The 19,048-nt window shown below is 43.7% G+C and carries 10 protein-coding genes and 4 pseudogenes; 7 read left to right on the top strand and 7 right to left on the bottom strand.

Translation table 11 applies throughout. From position 1 onward, the window contains the following. Window positions 1–134, bottom strand: a 134-nt coding sequence (locus tag QUA56_RS36885; RefSeq protein ID WP_445242932.1) for a DUF4277 domain-containing protein, incomplete at its 3' end; no start/stop codon positions are given. 177 nt (window positions 135–311) lie between these two features. Here QUA56_RS36885 and QUA56_RS19720 point away from each other — a divergent pair. Both QUA56_RS19720 and QUA56_RS19715 read left to right on the top strand, forming a co-directional pair. Next, a complete protein-coding gene (locus tag QUA56_RS19720) occupies window positions 312–611 on the top strand; it encodes a hypothetical protein (RefSeq protein ID WP_333360628.1) in 300 nt (99 codons plus the stop codon). Window positions 612–782: 171 nt separating this feature from the next. Further along, window positions 783–2,207 (top strand): annotated as a pseudogene (locus QUA56_RS19715) (IS1634 family transposase); the annotation flags it as partial. 274 nt (window positions 2,208–2,481) lie between these two features. Here the strand turns inward: QUA56_RS19715 and QUA56_RS19705 are convergent. Then, window positions 2,482–2,724: pseudogene (locus tag QUA56_RS19705) on the bottom strand (IS1634 family transposase); the annotation flags it as partial. 149 nt (window positions 2,725–2,873) lie between these two features. On the opposite strand from QUA56_RS19705, the gene QUA56_RS19700 reads away from it, so the two are divergent. Further along, complete coding sequence (locus tag QUA56_RS19700; RefSeq protein ID WP_445242931.1) at window positions 2,874–4,019, top strand: ISAzo13 family transposase; 1,146 nt, start codon at window positions 2,874–2,876, stop codon at window positions 4,017–4,019. Here the strand turns inward: QUA56_RS19700 and QUA56_RS19695 are convergent. Beyond that, window positions 4,012–5,465, bottom strand: a pseudogene (locus tag QUA56_RS19695) (IS1634 family transposase); the annotation flags it as partial. The gene QUA56_RS19700 and the pseudogene QUA56_RS19695 overlap by 8 nt on opposite strands. 136 nt (window positions 5,466–5,601) lie before the next feature. Here QUA56_RS19695 and QUA56_RS19690 point away from each other — a divergent pair. Next, a pseudogene (locus QUA56_RS19690) lies at window positions 5,602–5,847 on the top strand (IS1634 family transposase); the annotation flags it as partial. Window positions 5,848–6,319: 472 nt separating this feature from the next. Here QUA56_RS19690 and QUA56_RS19685 read toward each other — a convergent pair. Then, a complete protein-coding gene (locus QUA56_RS19685) occupies window positions 6,320–10,423 on the bottom strand; it encodes a replicative DNA helicase (protein ID WP_333360618.1) in 4,104 nt (1,367 codons plus the stop codon). A 232-nt stretch (window positions 10,424–10,655) separates the two neighbouring features. Next, complete coding sequence (gene rplI, locus QUA56_RS19680) at window positions 10,656–11,114, bottom strand: 50S ribosomal protein L9 (protein WP_333025603.1); 459 nt, start codon at window positions 11,112–11,114, stop codon at window positions 10,656–10,658. Between the two features lie 48 nt (window positions 11,115–11,162). Here rplI and QUA56_RS19675 point away from each other — a divergent pair, with 48 nt between their 5' ends. Then, window positions 11,163–11,309 (top strand): hypothetical protein, encoded by a 147-nt coding sequence (locus QUA56_RS19675; protein ID WP_333360616.1) that lies wholly within the window; start codon window positions 11,163–11,165, stop codon window positions 11,307–11,309. A 3-nt stretch (window positions 11,310–11,312) separates the two neighbouring features. Here the strand turns inward: QUA56_RS19675 and QUA56_RS19670 are convergent, their stop codons facing one another. Further along, the gene (locus tag QUA56_RS19670; RefSeq protein WP_445242929.1) at window positions 11,313–16,418 is read right to left on the bottom strand and encodes a PAS domain-containing protein; all 5,106 of its coding nucleotides are present in this window, start codon (window positions 16,416–16,418) and stop codon (window positions 11,313–11,315) included. 639 nt (window positions 16,419–17,057) lie between these two features. On the opposite strand from QUA56_RS19670, the gene QUA56_RS19665 reads away from it, so the two are divergent. Beyond that, a complete protein-coding gene (locus tag QUA56_RS19665; RefSeq protein WP_333360612.1) occupies window positions 17,058–17,897 on the top strand; it encodes a glycosyltransferase in 840 nt (279 codons plus the stop codon). A 2-nt stretch (window positions 17,898–17,899) separates the two neighbouring features. Here QUA56_RS19665 and gloB read toward each other — a convergent pair whose 3' ends face one another. Further along, complete coding sequence (gene gloB, locus QUA56_RS19660; RefSeq protein WP_333360610.1) at window positions 17,900–18,673, bottom strand: hydroxyacylglutathione hydrolase; 774 nt, start codon at window positions 18,671–18,673, stop codon at window positions 17,900–17,902. Window positions 18,674–18,786: 113 nt separating this feature from the next. On the opposite strand from gloB, the gene QUA56_RS19655 reads away from it, so the two are divergent. After that, entirely contained in the window at window positions 18,787–18,990 is a 204-nt protein-coding gene (locus QUA56_RS19655) for a hypothetical protein (RefSeq protein WP_333360608.1), read from the top strand. Window positions 18,991–19,048: the final 58 nt, after the last annotated feature.

Here is a 19,048-nt window from a genome sequence, read left to right as displayed (position 1 = left end):
GGACTGACTATCTCACCCGGTTGTTCGCCTACTAATTCATTGATTTTTTCAACAATTCCTATTTCATCAACTAGACCAGCTATCAAGCCCAGATGATCTAGGTTTTCTACTTTTATCTGGGATGCTTTCTGCATGGGCTGCTGAATCCTGATTTAAGCGTTTATCGCGATTGCTAGTTTACACTGTTTTTGGTGATTATTGGCTATGGTTGCGAGCGCAATTAACGCATTTTCGTCATCAATCAGGTTACGAATACGCCATAAACTTCGTTTTCTACCGCTCGCCATTTTAACTCGTATCAGATTTAACTCATGCCTTCACTTCTCTTGTCAGGAATTTTCAGCCCTCATGATTGGAGTGCGACCAAAATTATTGAGTATTTTTACTCACCCTTGTCTCGGGTGATTCACTTTTACCCCCTCAATCCGACTATGTGCCAGTTTGGGGTGCGGAATGTGGGTTATATGTTAGCTAATCTGAATAGCGATAGCGATCGACCTACTTACGGATTGTTAATGAATGGCTCTAGTTTTTTATTTGTCAAATTAGTTAAGCGGGAAACACCGCAGTACGCTTTGGTAGTGCTGGATAGTCAGGAAAATTGGATATAACTGAAGATGTTGCACCATTTTCAATAAGCCTTTTATCCCACATTCCGCAGGTCTTTAAACATAATTGATGGTTATAAAATTGAAAAATGTAAGCTTGAAGTGATTGCTGGGCAACCACTTCAAGCTTTTTTAAGTTAAGATGAACTGGTTAGGGTCAAAGAGGGAAAAACCATGAATGAGCATCAAGAAGCCATAAAAGTCCTAAATTTGGATCATCTAGGAATAGTAGCAGGCATAATAGACGAGATGGAATTAGTAGAAGAAGTCAAGAAAATAGTAGGAATAACAACCCAAGAAAAACTCAGCCCAGGACAAGTCATGAAAGCAATGATTTTGAATGGATTAGGCTTTTTAAGCGCCCCATTATACATATTCGAGGAATTTTTTGCAGTCCAAGCAACTGAACATTTAATCGGAAAGGGAATACTACCCGAACATTTAAACGACGACAGACTCGGAAGAGTATTAGACAAATATTATCAAACAGGAACCACAAAAATCTTCACAGCAATCGCCATAAAAGCTGCCCATAAATTCCAAGTAAAAATGAACAGCATCCATTTAGATGGAAGTTCAATGTACGTACAAGGAGAATATAAAAACGAAGTCAAAAATACCAATCAAACAGAAAAAGAAGCAGAACCAGAAACATCCGAAATGAAACCAATAGAAATAGTACACGGATACTCGATAGATCATCGACCAGACCTGAAACAATTTATCATAGACATGATCGTAACAGGAGACGGAGACATACCACTATATCTCAAAATAGACTCAGGGAACATCGACGACAAAAGCGTATTTGTAGAAAGACTAAAAGAATTCAAAAAACAGTGGACATTTGAGGGAATCTGCGTAGCAGACAGCGCCTTATACACCAAAGATAACCTATCAGCAATGACAGGAATCAAATGGATAACAAGAGTTCCACTCAGCATAAAATCAGCCCAATATCAAATCTCAGACATCAAAGAAAGTGAATGGAAAGCAAGCTCAAAAAAAGGATATAAAATAGCAGAAAGAAGCAGCGAATATGGAAACATTCAACAAAGATGGTTAGTCATAGAAAGTGAACTCAGAAAAAAAGCAAGCATCAAACAGATAGACAAACAAGTAAATAAACAACAATAAAGCGCCAAAACGTCACTACGCAAGCTTTCCCAGCAAGGGTTTGCCTGTCAAGCCGACGCAGAAACCGCCATAAAAAAATTATCAGATACATGGAAATATTACCAAATTACAGAAATAGAATGCCAATAAAAAGGCAGGAAGAAATTAAAAAGACAGACTAATACAGCTAGTAAAGCAGACAAAATAGAATATCAAATAACCGGGAAAATAGAAACCAGACCAGAAGTAATATCAGCCGAAAAAATCAAAGCAGGGAGATTTATATTAGCCACAAATATTTTAGACAAAAACGAAATAACCAACGAGCAAATATTAGAAGAATACAAAAATCAACAAAGTAACGAAAGAGGATTTAGATTTTTAAAAGACCCATTGTTTTTCACATCAAGCGTATTCGTGAAAAAGCCGGAGAGAGTAGAAGCAATTGCCATGATAATGGGAGTATGTTTGCTAGTATATAACCCACATTCCGCAGTTCTGGCTTTGATGACTAAGGATTTTCATACCTTCAATGTAGAAAAAATATCTGTGCCTACCTTTTCTAATTTTAGTATCATTATTTTGCGATTTTCGCGAAATATAATAAATTGGAATTCACAGATATTTCCTAATATATTCCTTCGGCAATATCTGAACTCATTCTCCCTAAATCAGACATCACAATTCCGGCAACATGATTGTTATGTTGCCAACAATTTGAATTTATTTAACAATATTCTCCGGTTTCTTTTCCGAGTTACCCATCTTCAACTATTAAATAATATTGACCGCAAACCTTTCCTAAATAATTTAATATCTCCCGACGTTCCTTTGTTAAGTTGCTTATTTCTTCGGCTCCATTTAGGTTGACTAAATGTACGGCTTGAAACATCTGAAATACCCACCGCATTGTCGGTTTATTTGTCAATTTCTTGACCTGGTTTCTGATGCTGGCATTGGCTGATTCTAATTCTTGTCTCAACTTTCTTTGGGCGAGATTAGGTGACTTCCAAAAAAGAAGTTACCCTAAGCGGTAGAATTGCTAGTATCACCGATAAATACAGGAGAAGAGGCTTGAACGTCATACTTGAATCTTCCGCTATTCTAAGTTCATCTCAAATTTCAGATTTACGTTTAGCGGCTCAGAAAATGACGGGTGTGGATCGTCGTAGCTTTCAAGCCGAGATGTCCCTCAAGTACTGTTCGGGGAATGCCAGACAAACAGAACGGTTAATTGGCTGGGGGAGAGCGACGGTTGAGTTGGGCTTAAATGAGCGAAGGACAGGAATCCTTTGTATCGGTTGTCAGTCTGGCTACAGTGGTGCCAAACGTTGGGAAGAAAAATATCCAGAAGCATCGTCAGCCTTGAGGCAGTTAGCCGAAGCCCATTGCCAACTTGACCCGACGTTCAAAAGTACGATTGGCTACACCCGATTGACGGCCAAAGAAGCGCTTTCACACCTGAAAGAACAAGGCTTTGAACCAGTCTTGCCGTCCGCCAGTTCTATGGCGATGATTCTCAACCGGATGGGATATCGGTTACGTCCGGTGGTCAAAGCAAAGCCAAAAAAAAAACTGCCTGAGACCGATGCTATCTTCAAAAATCTCAAAGCGATGGATTTAACCAACCGCAGTTCTGTGACCAAGCGTTTAAGTCTAGATTGCAAAGCCACGGTCAAACTGGGTGAATTTTCCCGTTCTGGGGTAACTCGCGGGGAGAATCAAGCATTAGACCATGATTTTGGGGCCTTCGATAAGTACATTCCCTTTGGAATTGTGGATGAAGATAGTGGTCAACTGTATGTCTCGTTCGGAAGTTCTTTTAAAACGAGTGATTTCATTGTTGATGAATTGCATAACTGGTGGAAAGCTTTGCCAACAGAAGAACAAAACTCGATGGAACTGCTCCAACTCAAAGTGGATAATGGACCAGAAAGTAGTGGTATTAGAACGCAATTTCTCAATCGAATGGTGAAATTTGTAGCTCAGATTGGTAAACCGATTCAACTGCTTTACTATCCGCCTTATCATAGTAAATATAATCCTATTGAGAGGTGTTGGGGCATTTTGGAGAAGCACTGGAACGGAACGTTATTACGGGATGTCACAACGATGTTATTTTGGGCGCAAACGATGACCTGGAAGGGAATTTGTCCCATTGTTAAATTAAATCAGAACGTCTATGAGAAGGGAGTGGCATTATCAAAGACCGCAATGAAAGCGATTGAACAGAGGCTACAACGCAATCCAGAACTCCCCAAATGGGATATTCTGATTCAACCGCTTATTGGGTAAATATATTTCTGGAAATCACCTTATATACTAATAAACATACTCCCATTATCATGGCAATTGCTTCTACTCTCTCGGGTTTTTTCACGAAGACGCTTGATGTGAAAAATAATGGGTCTTTTAAAAATCTAAATCCTCTTTCGTTACTTTGTTGGTCTTTGTATTCTTCTAATATTTGCTGGTTGGTTATTTCGTTTTTATCTAAGATGTTTGTTGCCAGTATAAATCTCCCTGCTTTGATTTTTTCGGCTGATATTATTTCGGGTCTGGTTTCTATTCTACCGATTATTTGATAGGATATTGTGTCTATATTACTAGCTTTGTTGGTGGTTTGTTTTGTTTTTTTATGACTGTTTTCTTGACATTCAATTTCGGTAATCTGGTGATATTTCCATGTATCTGATAGATTTTTTATGGCGGTTTTTGCGTCGGTCACACAAGCGAATTTTTGCCGGGAAAGCTTACGTAGCGAGGCTTGGGCGCTTGATTCTTGTTTGTTTACTTGTTTGTCTATTTGTTTGATACTTGCTTGTTTTCTGAGTTCACTTTCTATGACTAACCATCTTTGTTGGATGTTTCCATATTCGCTAGCTCTTTCGGCTATCTTATATCCTTTTTTTGAGCTTGATTGCCATTCGCTTTCTTGGATGTCTACGATTTGATCTTGGGCTGATTTTATGCTTAATGGGACTCTTGTTATCCATTTGATTCCTGTCATTGCTGATAGGTTTTCCCTGGTGTATAATGCGCTGTCTGCTACGCAGATTCCTTCAAATGTCCACTGCTTTTTGAATTCTTTTAGTCTTGATACGAATACGCTTTTGTCGTCCATGTTTCCTGAATCTATTTTTAGATATAGTGGTATGTCTCCGTCTCCTGTTACAATCATGTCTATGATAAATTGTTTCAGGTCTGGTCGATGGTAAGAGTGAGTATCCGTGAACTATTTCTATTGGTTTCATTTCGGATGTTTCTGGTTCGGGTTCTTTTTCTGTTTGGTCGCTGTTTTTAATTTTGGTTTTATATTCTCCTTGTACGTACATTGAACTTCCATCAAGCGTGGATGCTGTTCATTTTTACTTGGAAATTATGGGCGGCTTTCATGGCGATTGTTGTGAAGAGTTTTGTGGTTCCTACTTGGTAATATTTATCGAGGGCTCTTCCTAGTCGATCGTCGTTTAGATGTTTGGGTAGTATTCCCTTTCCGATTAGATGTGATGTTGCTTGGACTACAAAAAATTCCTCGAATATGTATAATGGGGCGCTTAAAAATCCTAGTCCATTCAAAATCATTGCTTTCATGACTTGTCCTGGGCTGAGCATTTCTTGGGTTGTTATTCCTACTATTTTATTGACTTCTTCTACTAATTCCATCTCGTCTATTATCCCTGCTACTATTCCTAGATGGTCTAAATTTAGGACTTTTATGGCTTCTTGATGCTCATTCATGGTTTTTTCCTCTTGGCTCCTCATTCGTTCATTGTATCTCAAAAAACCCTGAAGTGATTACTGGAGAAGCACTTCAGGGTTGAATTTTTTAAATTTATAAGCATCAATTCTATTTAAAGACCTGCGGAATGTGGGATATAACCTAGCGCAAAGAAAGTTGAGGCAAGAATTAGCATCAGCAAATGCCAGCATCAGGAACCAGGTCAAGAAATTAACAAATAAACCGACAATGCGGTGGGTATTTCAGATGTTTCAGGCCGTACACTTAGTCAGTCTAAATGGAGCCGAACAGGTGAGCAATTTAACAAAAGAACGTCAGGATATATTAAATTATTTAGGAAAGGTTTGCGGTCAATATTATTTAATAGTTGAAGATGGATAAAGACCCAAATAAACCTGAGAATATTGTTGAATAAATCCAAATAATTAGCAAGACAACAATCAGGTTGTCATAATTTTAATGTCTAATTTATGGGAAATTGGTTCAGAAGTTCCAAAATAAATGTATTAGGAAATATTTGTAAATTCAAATTTTTTATGTATCGGCAAAATCCGACAATAATGATACTCAAAATAGAAAACGTAGGCACAGATATTTTTCATACGGTGAATGTATGAAAAACCTTAGTCATCAAAGCCAGAAGTGCGGAATGTGGGTTTTATGAACAGGCTTTCCGGCCTGTGAAGCGAGAAAAGTTATCTTTTATGGAACAGGCCGGAGAGCCTGTTCTTGAGAATGGTGCAAAATGTGAGATACAGCATATTCCATTTATATGCGGTATGTGAGACGGCTTGTTTGTGTGCCTGATTTTTTAATAAAAGATTTCAAATGGGTTGTATAAGTCCTGGTTGATTTACGATCGCTTCGGAGATGCCAGATTGCGAAAACAAGTAAATTGGGCGTCAAATAATAGTTTGATGATTCCTGTGGGGCCGTTTCTGTGTTTGGTAATAATTACTTCGGCAATTCCGCGATCGGGCGAATCAGGGTTGTAATATTCATCGCGGTACAACATAATTACTAAATCGGCGTCTTGTTCTATGGAATTATGGGCGTATAACCCTTGTGTGACAAAGCTTTTAAGGTTTTTGACTGTTATATCGTAAACCATTTCTTCGCCACAAAAAATGATTTCTTTCACCTTATCCCAATAGATATCGCTAACAGCTAGCTTGAAGATATCTTCGGCATCCAAAATATTCCCCAACTGATGTGCACGTTCTCGACCAATATCACATTTGTAATCCGTTGTGCCTGAATAACGCATACCTAGGCGATCTTGCATCTGTTTGGCGGTTAAACCAAGGCGTTTTTGGGCAAGATTGACTTGATGTCGCCAAAGTTCATTCGGAATTAAATCCCGATTTGTCTTCCCACTGTCAGCATTATTTAGATATACTTTCACCTCTGCCAGACTAGATTTTTTATAATTACCAACTGCACCAATTACATTCGCAAATATTTCTATATCTGACTTCCCTCCCAACCAAACTTGATATTGTGCGCGCCCTTTTTTACCTTGAGAAATAACTCTGACAGCCGCATTGATACTCAATCTAAGCAACAGAGAACGGACTCCTCTGGCTAACTTCTCGCTACTAGAGGCATAATAAATAGCTGGATAAAGGCATTTCTTCCCTTTAGTAGGTTTGATACAACCATCAGTTGCCCATAGGTGTCGAAGGAAAAGAGCGATCGATTCTTGCGGTTGGGTAAATACTAAACTGGGAATAAATTTTTCATGGGAACGTAAACCAAATATTTCTAATTGTTCGAGCCATTTAGTAATCGGATTTTTAATATTGGGAGCGAGACGATAACTAGCGGAGAGATAAACTTGATACCAATCGCGTTCGCGTTTAATGCGGGGATTAATTTTATCGCCAAATACTTCTCTAGCCAAATGTGCAACTAATTCAGCTAAATCTAATTCTCGCGTCGTGTACTGAATGGTATGTCGGGGTAAAGTACAACCATCACCAATTAAATGTCCTAGTAAAGCTAATTCAGCATTACCCATCGTCTGCACTTCAGTACAAGGAATTGAGCGAGGTGTAGCAATTCGATCGCCTATTTTTAATTCATCTAACCGCTTCCAACCATCTGATGTAAAAAACTTATGATTGCCTGTTGCTGTAATCGAATTTCCCAAGCAAGTCGTCATCTTCCAGACGGGCTTGACTCCAGTACAAAAAGCATTAGTCACCATCGCTTTTTCCTGTTTCAGGGTATCTGAATTTAATCCCCAAACAGCAAAGCCAGATTTGCCGACTAAATCACGAATCGGGACTTCTAATCCACTATCCGCCAGGGTTACTAAACTATCGCCACCGAGACAGCCGCTTTCGCGTAAATCAGACATCATCGGCCGCTTGTTTGTCCTCGCTTCCACACCCCGACTCAACTGAGATAAGGCAATAATCGGCACGTTGAGTTCGCGGGCTAAACCTTTAAGACTTCTGGTAATTCGAGATAGTTCTTGCACGCGGTTGTCGCTGCTGCCTTCCATTAATTGTAGGTAATCTAGCAAGATTAATCCTAGGGCTCCGCCTTGTTCTGCTTGGAGGCGGCGGGCTTTCGACCGTATTTCTGTGACGGTAATATTCGGAGTATCGTCAATAAACAGCGGCAGTTCTGATAAGTTGCCAATAGCTGTACTGATTGGTTCCCATTCGTTTTGACTGATTCTACCCGATCGCAACCTGTTGCTTTCTATTTTGGCTTCGCTGGACAGGATGCGCTGCACTAGCTGTTCTTTCGACATTTCTAAGCTGAAAACGGCAACTGGCAATTTTTGCTGTCCGGCGGCGATGTGGTGGGCGATGTTGGTACAAAAAGCTGTATTGTGAACGCAGATATCGTTAGCCACAAAATTGTGTGTCTCCGGGATAGTTAAGTCATAAACTTGCTTGTTTCCCATCGGTTCAATAGAAACTATTTCATCCCAGTAAACCTCGCTATCGGCCAGTTGTTTCAGCCATAAATTATCTAAAGCCGTTGCTAAAACTAAAAATCTTTCCCTGGACAGCGCACGTTTACCAACATGGATATTTGAATGACCTTTGATACCTGCGCGTTTTGCTAGCGATGCCCAAGATTCGTTGCCTTTTGCTAATGCTAGGTATTCCCAAGCCTCCACAGGAATTAAATCGCGGTTACTGTGGTATTCTTTATCTTCTAATGCTTCTTTTACTTTGAATAATGCTACCTCTTTGCCAAAAATGCCAATTTCTGATATGAAGATATTGATAGATTTTGCGTCAGTAATATCGATAAACCAAGCTGGGTTGCGAGTATTTTTGTATTTGACGGAACGCTTTTTGAGGGCGGCAATTATGCCAAATCTCAGCAGTAGATGCTGTACGTGTCTGGCTAGTCCTTCACTGACAGAACAGTAGCCTAGTTGAGATTGACCGCTGGTAAGTAGGGTGGCCCAGCCGTCAGTTGAAAAAAGGCGGTTGAGGAAAAGGGCAACTTGCGGTCGCTCCAATTTAAAAACTATTTCTGGTACTGTTTTCTGATGAGCATTTTTTCCCATCAGACCTAATTCTTCTAACCAGAATCTCAGTGGGTTTTTGTGTGTTGTATTAATAGCATCCATTCCGGGCCCGGCTAGCTGTTTTGGATCTACTTCTAAAATTTCACATATGCGAGTAAATAGTGCTTGATTTGGAAATGCAATTCCTTGTACCCAAGACGAGACTAAAATCGGTGAAATTTCCAATTTTTGAGCAAATTCTTGGATATACAAATCTCGTTGTTCGAGGACTTTGTGTAGATTCCAACCAAAGAGGTCTATTTTCTTTGTGTAACTTTCTCGATCGCTGATAACGCGATATTCGGGTGCGCGTCTCCCTTTATCGTTGAATCGCAGCGTAAGACCTCCGAAGCTAGTAGCAGCTTCAGCAAAATCTTGCAGTATAGCAGTATTTCCATTGGTGAAGTGTGGCGCACTCTGTGTCAAACACCCATCGCCAATTAGATAAGCTAATAACTTAACTTCACAGTCGCGGATGGTTTCTTTACCAAAAACATTCATCTTTCGGGGTACACCAATTTTATCGCCTGCTTGTATTTCCCCTAACTGCCGCCATCCCTTAATTGTTAAAAATGGGTGTGTAATTGTAGTTTCTATAAAGCGTCCCAGTCTTGTTGTTACCCGAAATACACGCTTAATTCCATCATCTATAAAAGCTGATGGTCTAGTTAGGTGAAATTGCCAATCTTCTCCTAATGTTAGTAATTCAGCTTGACGTTTTTGATAGATTTCTTCAATGGTAACAAGGCTTCCATCGCTTTGTAGTATAACGGACTCATCTGTACAGCATTTGCCCATTGCCGGCCTCCCAGCAACGATGATTAAATCCGATCGCTGAAAGCCTCCTGTCATAGCATCTAAGTCGTAAAAACCGCACGGAATACCGGGAAGTGTTAGGCCTTCATTGCGATTTTCTAGGTCTTGAAATGTTTGGTTTAGCGTTTCGCCGATCGATACTAAATCCTGTTGCGGACGTTCTTGAGTTATGCTAAAAATTTCTTGTTCGGCGCGGTCTAAGACTGTTTCTAGCGGTGTTGCAGTTTCGTAACCTAATTGTACTATGTTGTTGCCAGCTTCGATTAATTTCCGGCGCTGATATTTGTCTTCAACTAAGGCTGCATATTGGTCGATGTTGACTGCTGAAACTGTGCGATCGACTAATTGTGCTAATTTAGTTAGTCCTCCTACTTGCTCTAACTGGTTGCGGTCGGTTAGAGAAGTTGTTACCGTCATTAAATCGGTAGGTTGACCCTGTAAAAATAGCCCTAATGCCGATCGATAAATGACTTGATGAGCGGTGATGGCAAAAAACTCCGGCCGCAGAAGTTCGGCAATTCGGGAAATAGCTTCGGGGTCAATTAAAATCCCGCCTAAAATTGCTTCTTCTGCCTCTATATTTGTCGGCATCAAATCGCTCATTAGTCAATAGTTATTAGTTATTGGTTATTGGTTATTGGTTATTGATTATATCGTGTCCGGTTAATCAGTTATCATTTGAGTGCGAGCGAGACGCTCGCACTCAAAAATAAATATAAGCGATCGCTCGAACTTGATATTATTGGTTATTGGTTATTAGAAAAATAACTGACCAGTGCATTAATGCCCTATGCCCTGCACAGGCCAATTACCAATGCCCAATTACCAATTTCTGTTACATCGGGACAACTTGAATATCAACTTCGGCGATAACTTCTGCGTGTAGTTTGATTTCAGCTTTGTATGTACCAGTTTGGCGGATTTCGGGTAGGGTAATGCCGCGCCGATCGACTTCTTGACTGGTAGAGTTGAAAATCAGTTCTGCTACTTCTTGGTTGGTGACAGTACCAAAAATCGCGTCTCCTTCGCCGACTTGCTTGGAGATGATGAAAGGCCCGGCCGATTCCAGGGCGGTTTTGCGGACTTCAGCTTGCTGCTTGAGCTCTAGCTGGCGCAGTCTTTCTTCTTCACGGCGGCGCTCTGCTTGCTTGAGAATGCCCGGAGTGGCTCTAAATCCCATTCCTTGGGGTACTAGGTAGTTGCGGGCGTAGCCCGGGGCTACTTCTACTACGTCGCCAGCTTTGCCGAGTTTGCTGACATCTTTATTTAAAACTAATTGGACGCGCTTGGCCATGATCGTTGGTTGTGGGGTTTTAACTGCAACTTTTTATAATAGCGAAGTTTGAGGGGCGATCGCAAGGGAGAAGGAAGAAGGAAGAAGGAAGAAGGAAGAAGGAAGAAGGAAGAAGGAAGAAGGAAGACAGGCATAATATCTTTTAACTGGCAAATTCAGTGGGAAATTCGCCAAACGGGGAGGTGCTGGTCTTGAAGCTTATCTACCAAAGCGTCGCGAGCGATCGCTCTCAAAGATCGATCGCGCTACAGTAGCAACTAACTGGGTCGGATCGATCGGCTTGGCTAAGTGTTTGTCAAATCCGGCTTGCAAAACTTGGCGCTCGTTCGCTTCTCCAGCATAGGCCGTTAAGGCGAGCGCCCACAACTGCCGATACTCAGGCGCAAGCTGAGTGCGGATGCGATTTATCAACATATACCCGTCCATCTCGGGCATTCCGATGTCGCTGACGAGCAAATCCGGTGCAGTTTGTTCGATCGACAGCAACGCCTCAGCAGCAGATGACAGGGAAATCACCTCTGCACCCGCTTCCTCAAGCACAAAGGCGACAAAATCTCGCGAGTCAGGCTCATCATCTACCACCAAAATCCTCAATCCAGCTAACGGCAAGGATGAGATATCGGGACTAACAGCCCAATTAACGGCTTCCTCCTCCTGCCTTCTAGAATCATCATTTAATAGCGGTAATCTCACCGTAAACGTCGCTCCTTGGCCTTCTCCGCTGCTTTCTGCAAACACCGTTCCGCCGTGAAGTTCGCTCAGTTGGCGGACGATCGCCAATCCCAATCCCAAGCCGCCAAATTTGCGAGTTGTAGCGCCGTCTTCTTGTCGGAAATGGTCGAAAACATAAGGTAAGAAATCGGGAAGAATACCTTTACCCGTGTCCGTGACTTGAATTTGAGCTTTGCCTTCGATTTGTGTTAATAGAACTTTTACTCGGCCGCCTTCGGGCGTGAATTTTACCGCGTTTGATAACAAATTCCACACAATTTGCTGCAAGCGACTTGTATCGCCGACAACTTGCCAGACATCGGGATTTAAGATTGTTTTGATTTGAATTTTTTTAGCTTCGGCTGCTAATTGCACGGTTTCCACCGCAGACGGAATAATGGTTGCCAGATTCACCGGAGCAACATTTAATGTGAGTTTCCCTTGCAGAATCCTAGACACATCAAGCAAGTCTTCAATTAATTGAGATTGCAGTCTGGCGTTGCGCTCGATCGTCTCAAAAGCCTTGGCGCTTTGACTCGCGTTCAGCTTGCCGGCGACGAGCAGTTGCGACCAGCCTAAAATCGGATTCAGGGGCGATCGCAACTCGTGAGAAAGCACCGCCAGAAACTCGTCTTTAATGCGGTTAGCTCGCTCGGCTTCCGCGCGGGCAGTTTGTTCTAATTGCAGAACCAGATCGCGCTCGGTTTCCACTTGTTTGCGCTCTGTAATGTCGATCGCAGAGCCGATAAAACCCTCAAATTGTCCGCTTTCAGTAAATCTGGGAGCAGCCGCATCCAGCGCCCAAGAATAGCGACCATCCGGGCGTCCCAGGCGAAATTCCACGCGGTAAGCTTCCTGACGTTCGTTGGCGGTCAAAAATGCCTTCTCGGCTTGTTCTCGGTCTTCTGGATGCACTGCATTTACCCAACCAAATCCCAAACCTGTTTCCTCAGTTTGACCTGTGAATTCATACCAGCTTTCGCTCAAAAAAGTGCAATAGCCTGTGGAGTCTGTTACCCAGACCATAAAAGGAGCGTTGTTAGCCATATTGCGGAATCGTTCTTCGCTTTCTTGCATCGCTGCTTCGGCTTGTTTGCGTTCTGTAATATCCCGACAGACAATCACTCCGCCTTTGATCTCGCTGCTAGCATCAACTACCGGATAACCGCTGATACTGATCCAGCGATCTTCGGAATCTTCGCGGCGGACAAATACCTCTACATCATTGACATATTCACCTTTGATTGCTTTGGCTAGAGGTAGTTCAGCGTCGGCGAAGAGGGTTTTTTTGTCTGCAGTAAAAAGTCCGTAGGTTCTCGACCATTCCTCACAAGATTTTTCATTGGATAGCTGACCGAATATCCCCACGGCGGCTCGGTTAAACAGCACAAAGTCCCCTTGTTGGTTGGCCAAAATCAAACCGTCACCAATGCTGTCAATAATTACTTGCAGTAACTTAGTTTGTTCTTCCCGGGCGACTTCTGCTCGTTTGCGATTTGTGATGTCGCTGGAGATGCCAATCAAGCCGATGACTTCTCCCGCCTGATTGCGGTAGGGAGCTTTCATTACCAGAAATGTCCGAATGCCATCGTGAGATTCTTCGAGGACTTCTGTTTGTCCAGATTCCATAATGCGGCGATCGTTTTCCGTGACTGTGACTGCAAGTTCTACTACTGGGTATAAATCGATATCGCGACCACCAATTACTTCAGAAGCAGGTTTGCCCATTATTTCCAGCGTGGCTGGATTTGCATAAATAATCTGTCCTTCTCGATTTTTGACAAAAATTGGCGTGGGTGCTGACTCGTTAATTACGTTCAAAATCGCATTCTTTTGCAGCAGTTCTTCTTCAGTGCGTTTGCGATCGCTAATATCGCTCCAATAAGCCGTAAGTCCTTCGGCCGCAGGATATGCGCTCACTTCTATATACATTTGAAGTGAAGGCGAAAACTCTTCAAACTTGACAGAAACTTGTTCGTTAACAACTCGATGAAATTCTTGATATACCCTCGAATTGGATTCTTTATCGGCGGGGAATAGCTCCCAGATCGATCGACCTAACAAGTCGTTTCTCGATCGAGAAAGCAGTTTTTCAGCAGTGGCATTAACGTAGGTATAGCGCCATTGCGAATCGATCGCCATAAAGGCATCGGTAATACTTTCTAAAATATTGCTGACTTGCTGGGAGGCCGCTTGCAGGGCGAGTTCAGCGTTTTTGCGCTCGGTGATTACTTCGGAAAAAATTATGATCCCGCCAATCTCACCGCTGTTGGTTCGCCAAGGGTGAATTTCCCAGCGCACCCAGTCAACGCAGCCATCAGGGCGGGGTAACGGATCTTCTTGGCAGGTTTCGACTGCTCCCGCCAGACAGCGCTGGTGGATTTGTTTCACGCGATCGGGCAAATTGGGAAAGATGTCGTAGTGCGATCGGCCTGCAATGTTTTGAGCGTCGAGCCCGTAACTTGCCAGCCAGCGGTCGCTCACCAGCATATACCGCATCTGGCGGTCAAACATCGCCACCCCCGCAGGCGAATGTTTGACGAACAGGCGCAGTTGCTCGGACTGTTGCTGCAAGAGATTCTCCGACTGTTTGCGATCGCTGATGTCTTTGAAAAGTACGGCGACTTTGCGGCTGTGCGGCTCAGGAGTGCGGAACGCCGAAACCTCAAACCAGCGGTTCATGGCTTCGGAGCCGTTCTCAAAGCGCAAGGGTTCCCCCGTGAGCGCGACTTTGCCGTACACCTCAAACCAATAATTTTCGTGATCTGGAAGCATCTGTCGCGCCGTTTTCCCCGCAGCTTGTACGAGTCCGGTTTGTTTCTCGAAGGCCGGATTGATTTCTAAAAAGCGGTAATCGATCGGCTTTTCGTTGTCGTCAAACAGCATTTCGATGACGCAAAAGCCTTCGTCTAGGGACTCAAACAAAGTGCGATAGCGTTCCTCGGAACGGCGCAAAGCAGCAACAGCTCGTTTGCGATCGCTAATATCCACAAACGCCCCCACACAACCGCGAACTGCGCCCTGCTCGTCAAATAACGGCACCGCATTCACCAAGCAATCAAAGGCCACCCCGTCCTCGCGCACCATTTGAATTTCCATATCTCGCACTTCGACGCCGGAAGCCGCAGCCAGTTGCATGGGGAGTTGTTCTCCCGGAATTTCCTTTCCGTTGCTGAGTTGTCTGAACGGAAGGAGTTCGGCTTGCTCTCCGGTTCCAGAAACATTGGTATCGGGCGGCACTATCAACATCGACTGAGCAAATCGGTTAGCGCGAATTACTTTACACTCTGGATCGTCAGCGATCGTAATGCCAACGGGTACAGCATCAAGTATCGATTGCAGTTCATTAACTCGCCGCTCTAGTTCCTGGTTGAGCCGTTGAATTTCTTTTTTGCTAGCTTTGCGATCGGTAATTTCATGCACCGTCACATTCACGCCCAAAACGCGATCGTTCTCGGCCTTCAGCGGATAGAGACTCAACAGCCAATCCTGTTCTACTTCCGGCTGTGCTGAGTTCGTCCTGCGAACTTCGAGCTGGTTGAGGGGAACTTTAGTTTCAATAACTTGTCGGTAAAGCGGCTCTAAATCATCTGCCATTTCTGGCAAGATTTCGCGCAATGTTTTACCGATGTGGGCGGCGGCTGGAACTCTGTTAATTTCTGCTAGGCGATCGTTGATGCGGACAAACCGCAATTCGGTATCGATAAAGCAAAGTCCGACCGGCGCGCTAGCATAAATCGCCTCGATTTCTGCTAGTTGTTGCTGCGCCGTTTGCGCTTGTTTAATAAAAATAGCCCGAGCCGCCTTCTGCTCGGTGACATCTTGAAAATAAACGGCCAGTCCCGATGCGATCGGATAGGCTCGTACCGCATACCAAGCATTGAGCGGCGGATAAAAAGATTCAAAACTCACCGTAACTTGGAAGGTAGCGGCGCGGCGATATTCCTGCTCGAATAAACTGCCCGCAGATTCGGGAAACTCTTCCCAAATGCTGTTGCCAATCAAATCTTTCGAGGGTCGATTGAGCCACCGCGCCGCTTGCGAATTGAGGTAGGTAAATCGCCAGTCTCGATCCAAAGCAAAGAACCCGTCCGAAATACTTTCGAGGGTGTCTGACACTTCTTGCGCGGGCGCGTTACAGACTGCTTCGGGCTGAGGCTTAGCTAGCTCCGTGAAGGTTGTTACTACCGCATAGGGAGTCGATCGATCTCCCTGAAATAAAGGTTGAGAATTGAGCGTCAACCAAATCAATTGTCCCTGTGGCCGATAAAAGCCCATAATGACATTTGAGCACGATCGCCCGGTTTGCAGCGCCACCATCGCCGGATGCTTCTCGCCGGGAAAATCCGACCCATCTTCACGCACAGTCTGCCACAGACTATTGATTGAAGTGCATAAGAGCATCTGTTCGGCTGTCATCCCCAACAGCTCCTGGGCGTGAGAATTGCACCCCTGAATGCTACCATCTGCCAATTGCAGAAGCATCCCTACATATGTTGGCAAAGGCGCGCCTGGGTAGAGCGCTTTGTTAGAATCCGTTGAAACAGAGGGATCGATTTTCGGTCGGGGTTCAGTATTGCCTGGATTTTGCATCGGTTTCTAACAACGCTCATTTTACTTTTGGCAAAGCCAATCGCGATCGTCAATAATAGGGAAATAATCAGAGGAACTTTTGATTCGATCGGGATGACATTTCCAACCTAATAGGGATGCCGATCGTCCTGCTGGAATATCAAGCTCTAGACAATTTATTTTATAGTAAAATCCCACGTCTTAACCAGTTGCGAGATTCTGCACAGGCGACGGGCAATTTTCCGGCTTTTTCAAATGCGAGGTCAGTGAGTCTCATCAGTTTTCTGCGTTGTTGCATATTACCAACACCTGTTCCTCGTTTTCGAGCGCGAACAGATGAAACTTGCGTACAGGTAAATAAGTGGATGAAGCTTGAGAATACATCTCTGCCTCTCTCGGAGCGAGTGAAACGAAGCAATCGCTCTTGCTATGATAGCCTGACATTCTGTTACATGGTAAACTTTATTTGTGGCTAACTACTTAGAAACCCCATTTCTTTCTGTAAACCCGATCGGAAATTTTGCTCGCATTACCGTCTCAACGGTCAACGGGCGATCGCATTTACCGCAATACAGAGCCGCCTGCTTCCTTCCTTGCCCGCGTTTTTGTCAGGTTTGACCTCGCGTCTTTTACCTTTGTTCATTTCACTAACTTAATCCTATGCACATATTCACTGCCGGCGATCGCAACTATATTCTGGGGTTAGCAGCACTTCTTAAGTCGGTAGATCTCAATGCTAGCAAATCTGGGGAGGATCAGGTAAAAATTAGCATTGTATCTATCGGGATAGATCCACAGCAAAAGGAACAGTTACAGAATTGCTGCAAATACCAGATTGAATGGCAAGAATTGCAATCTAATTACGACCAACTTCTTTCGCTGTCAGGTTCTAAACTTACTTACGTTAAATTGGAGCCGCGAAAATATACCAAGGCAACAGAAAAACTGATTTGGCTCGACTGCGACGCGATCGTTCTGGGAAGTTTAGAGCCTCTGTGGAATCTGGATCTTCAAACAATGCCGCTAGCAGCCGCACCCAACGTCTGGGGAAATCCCAACAATTCTCAAGATCGAAACCCTTATTTAAATGGTGGCGTTTTAGTTTACAACTTGAAGCTTTGGGAGGAAGAGCAACTGTCGGAAAAGTTGATACAAAACGCTCTATCCAACCTTTGGATCGATCACGATCAGGGTGCATTAAATTCATTTTTAGCGGGAAGGTGGAAGCAATTAGAGCAAATATGGAACAACCACAATACTGAAGATATGTCAACTAAAGTGATGCACTTTATATCGAAACCGAAACCGTGGGAAAGCTCCGCCCCCAATCAATTATGGCTCGATATGGTGTCTCAGACACCGTTTAAGGACGAACTGAAAAAAATTCCAAATAAGTTTAATGCGCTGTCGAGATTTAAGCTAAAATACAGAAGATTTGACCAGTGGTTGAGGGAACCGATACTCAAGTTTAAGAGTTACCTGAAGAAACAAAAACGTTAAGATCAAAATCGGTCTTTCATGCCGCGCAATCGAGCGAAGGTTTGCACTGGATCGCGGGTGTTGGCGGCTGATTGGAGGTTGGGATAATCCCAGCGCAAAAATGGGTTTGTGCTTTTTTCGATGCCGATCGATGATGGTATTGTAGGTTGCGATCGACTGCGCGCTTCCTTGACTTCGGCGAAGCGGTGCTGTAAATCTAGATTGTCGCCATCCACACTCAAGGCAAATTGCAGGTTGTTCAGCGTGTATTCGTGGGCGCACCAGACTCTCGTACTGTCGGGCAAGTTTCGCAGTTGCCCCAGAGAGGCTAACATTTGGGCGGGAGTGCCTTCTTTGAGCCTGCCGCAGCCTCCAGCAAATAAGGTGTCACCGCAGAACAACTCGCCAGTTTCGCTGGGGTTGCTGGGGGCGAAATAGTAAGCGATGTGAGCTTTCGTATGTCCGGGCACAAAAAAGACTTCGGCGGTTCTGTTGGCGAAAGAAACTCGATCGCCCGCTTGTAAAAACACTTGCTGTCCCGGAATTCGGCCTCTATCTTCTGCGCCGCCGTAAACTTTAATTTGAGGAAAACGATCGATCAGTTCCTGATTGCCGCCTATGTGGTCGCTGTGGTGGTGCGTGTTGAAAATTGCGGTTAATTCGGCTCCGAGCGATCGCAGTTGCTCTAATACTGGCTGCGATCGGGCTGGATCGACGACGGCTGCTGTGCGGCGATCGGGGTCGTGCAGCAAGAAAATGTAGTTGTCGGACAGTACCGGAAGCCGATAAACCTGCATATAAAACTGCCTCTCAACAGTAACTTTTTACTTACAATGAATGTAAACGCTGAGCTAGTTCGTCAAGAACTGCAAGCTGCTATGATTATTCTGACATAAAAGCGCGATGACTTATGCGAACGTCTCAAAACAAATCGAACGTAACAATATTTCAAATGGTCGATCGGATTGTCGCGTCTGGCAAAATCTCTCGCCGGGAACATTTAGTTTTGACTTCTGCTATCCTCTCTGATGATAAAATTTCAGAGGAGGAGCGACATCAAATCAATCGGATATTTGATTATCTCCAAATTGGTCGCCTCAAGTTCATCGATTGAACTTGTAAATTCACGATATAATCGACGTAATCGACACTTGCAGCTACAAAAACAGGCA

This window comes from Microcoleus sp. N3A4 (assembly GCF_036701805.1).
In the GTDB taxonomy this organism is placed as follows: domain Bacteria; phylum Cyanobacteriota; class Cyanobacteriia; order Cyanobacteriales; family Microcoleaceae; genus Microcoleus.
Note: the sequence above shows the minus strand (reverse complement) of the source record. Positions and strands in the feature narration are given on the sequence as shown.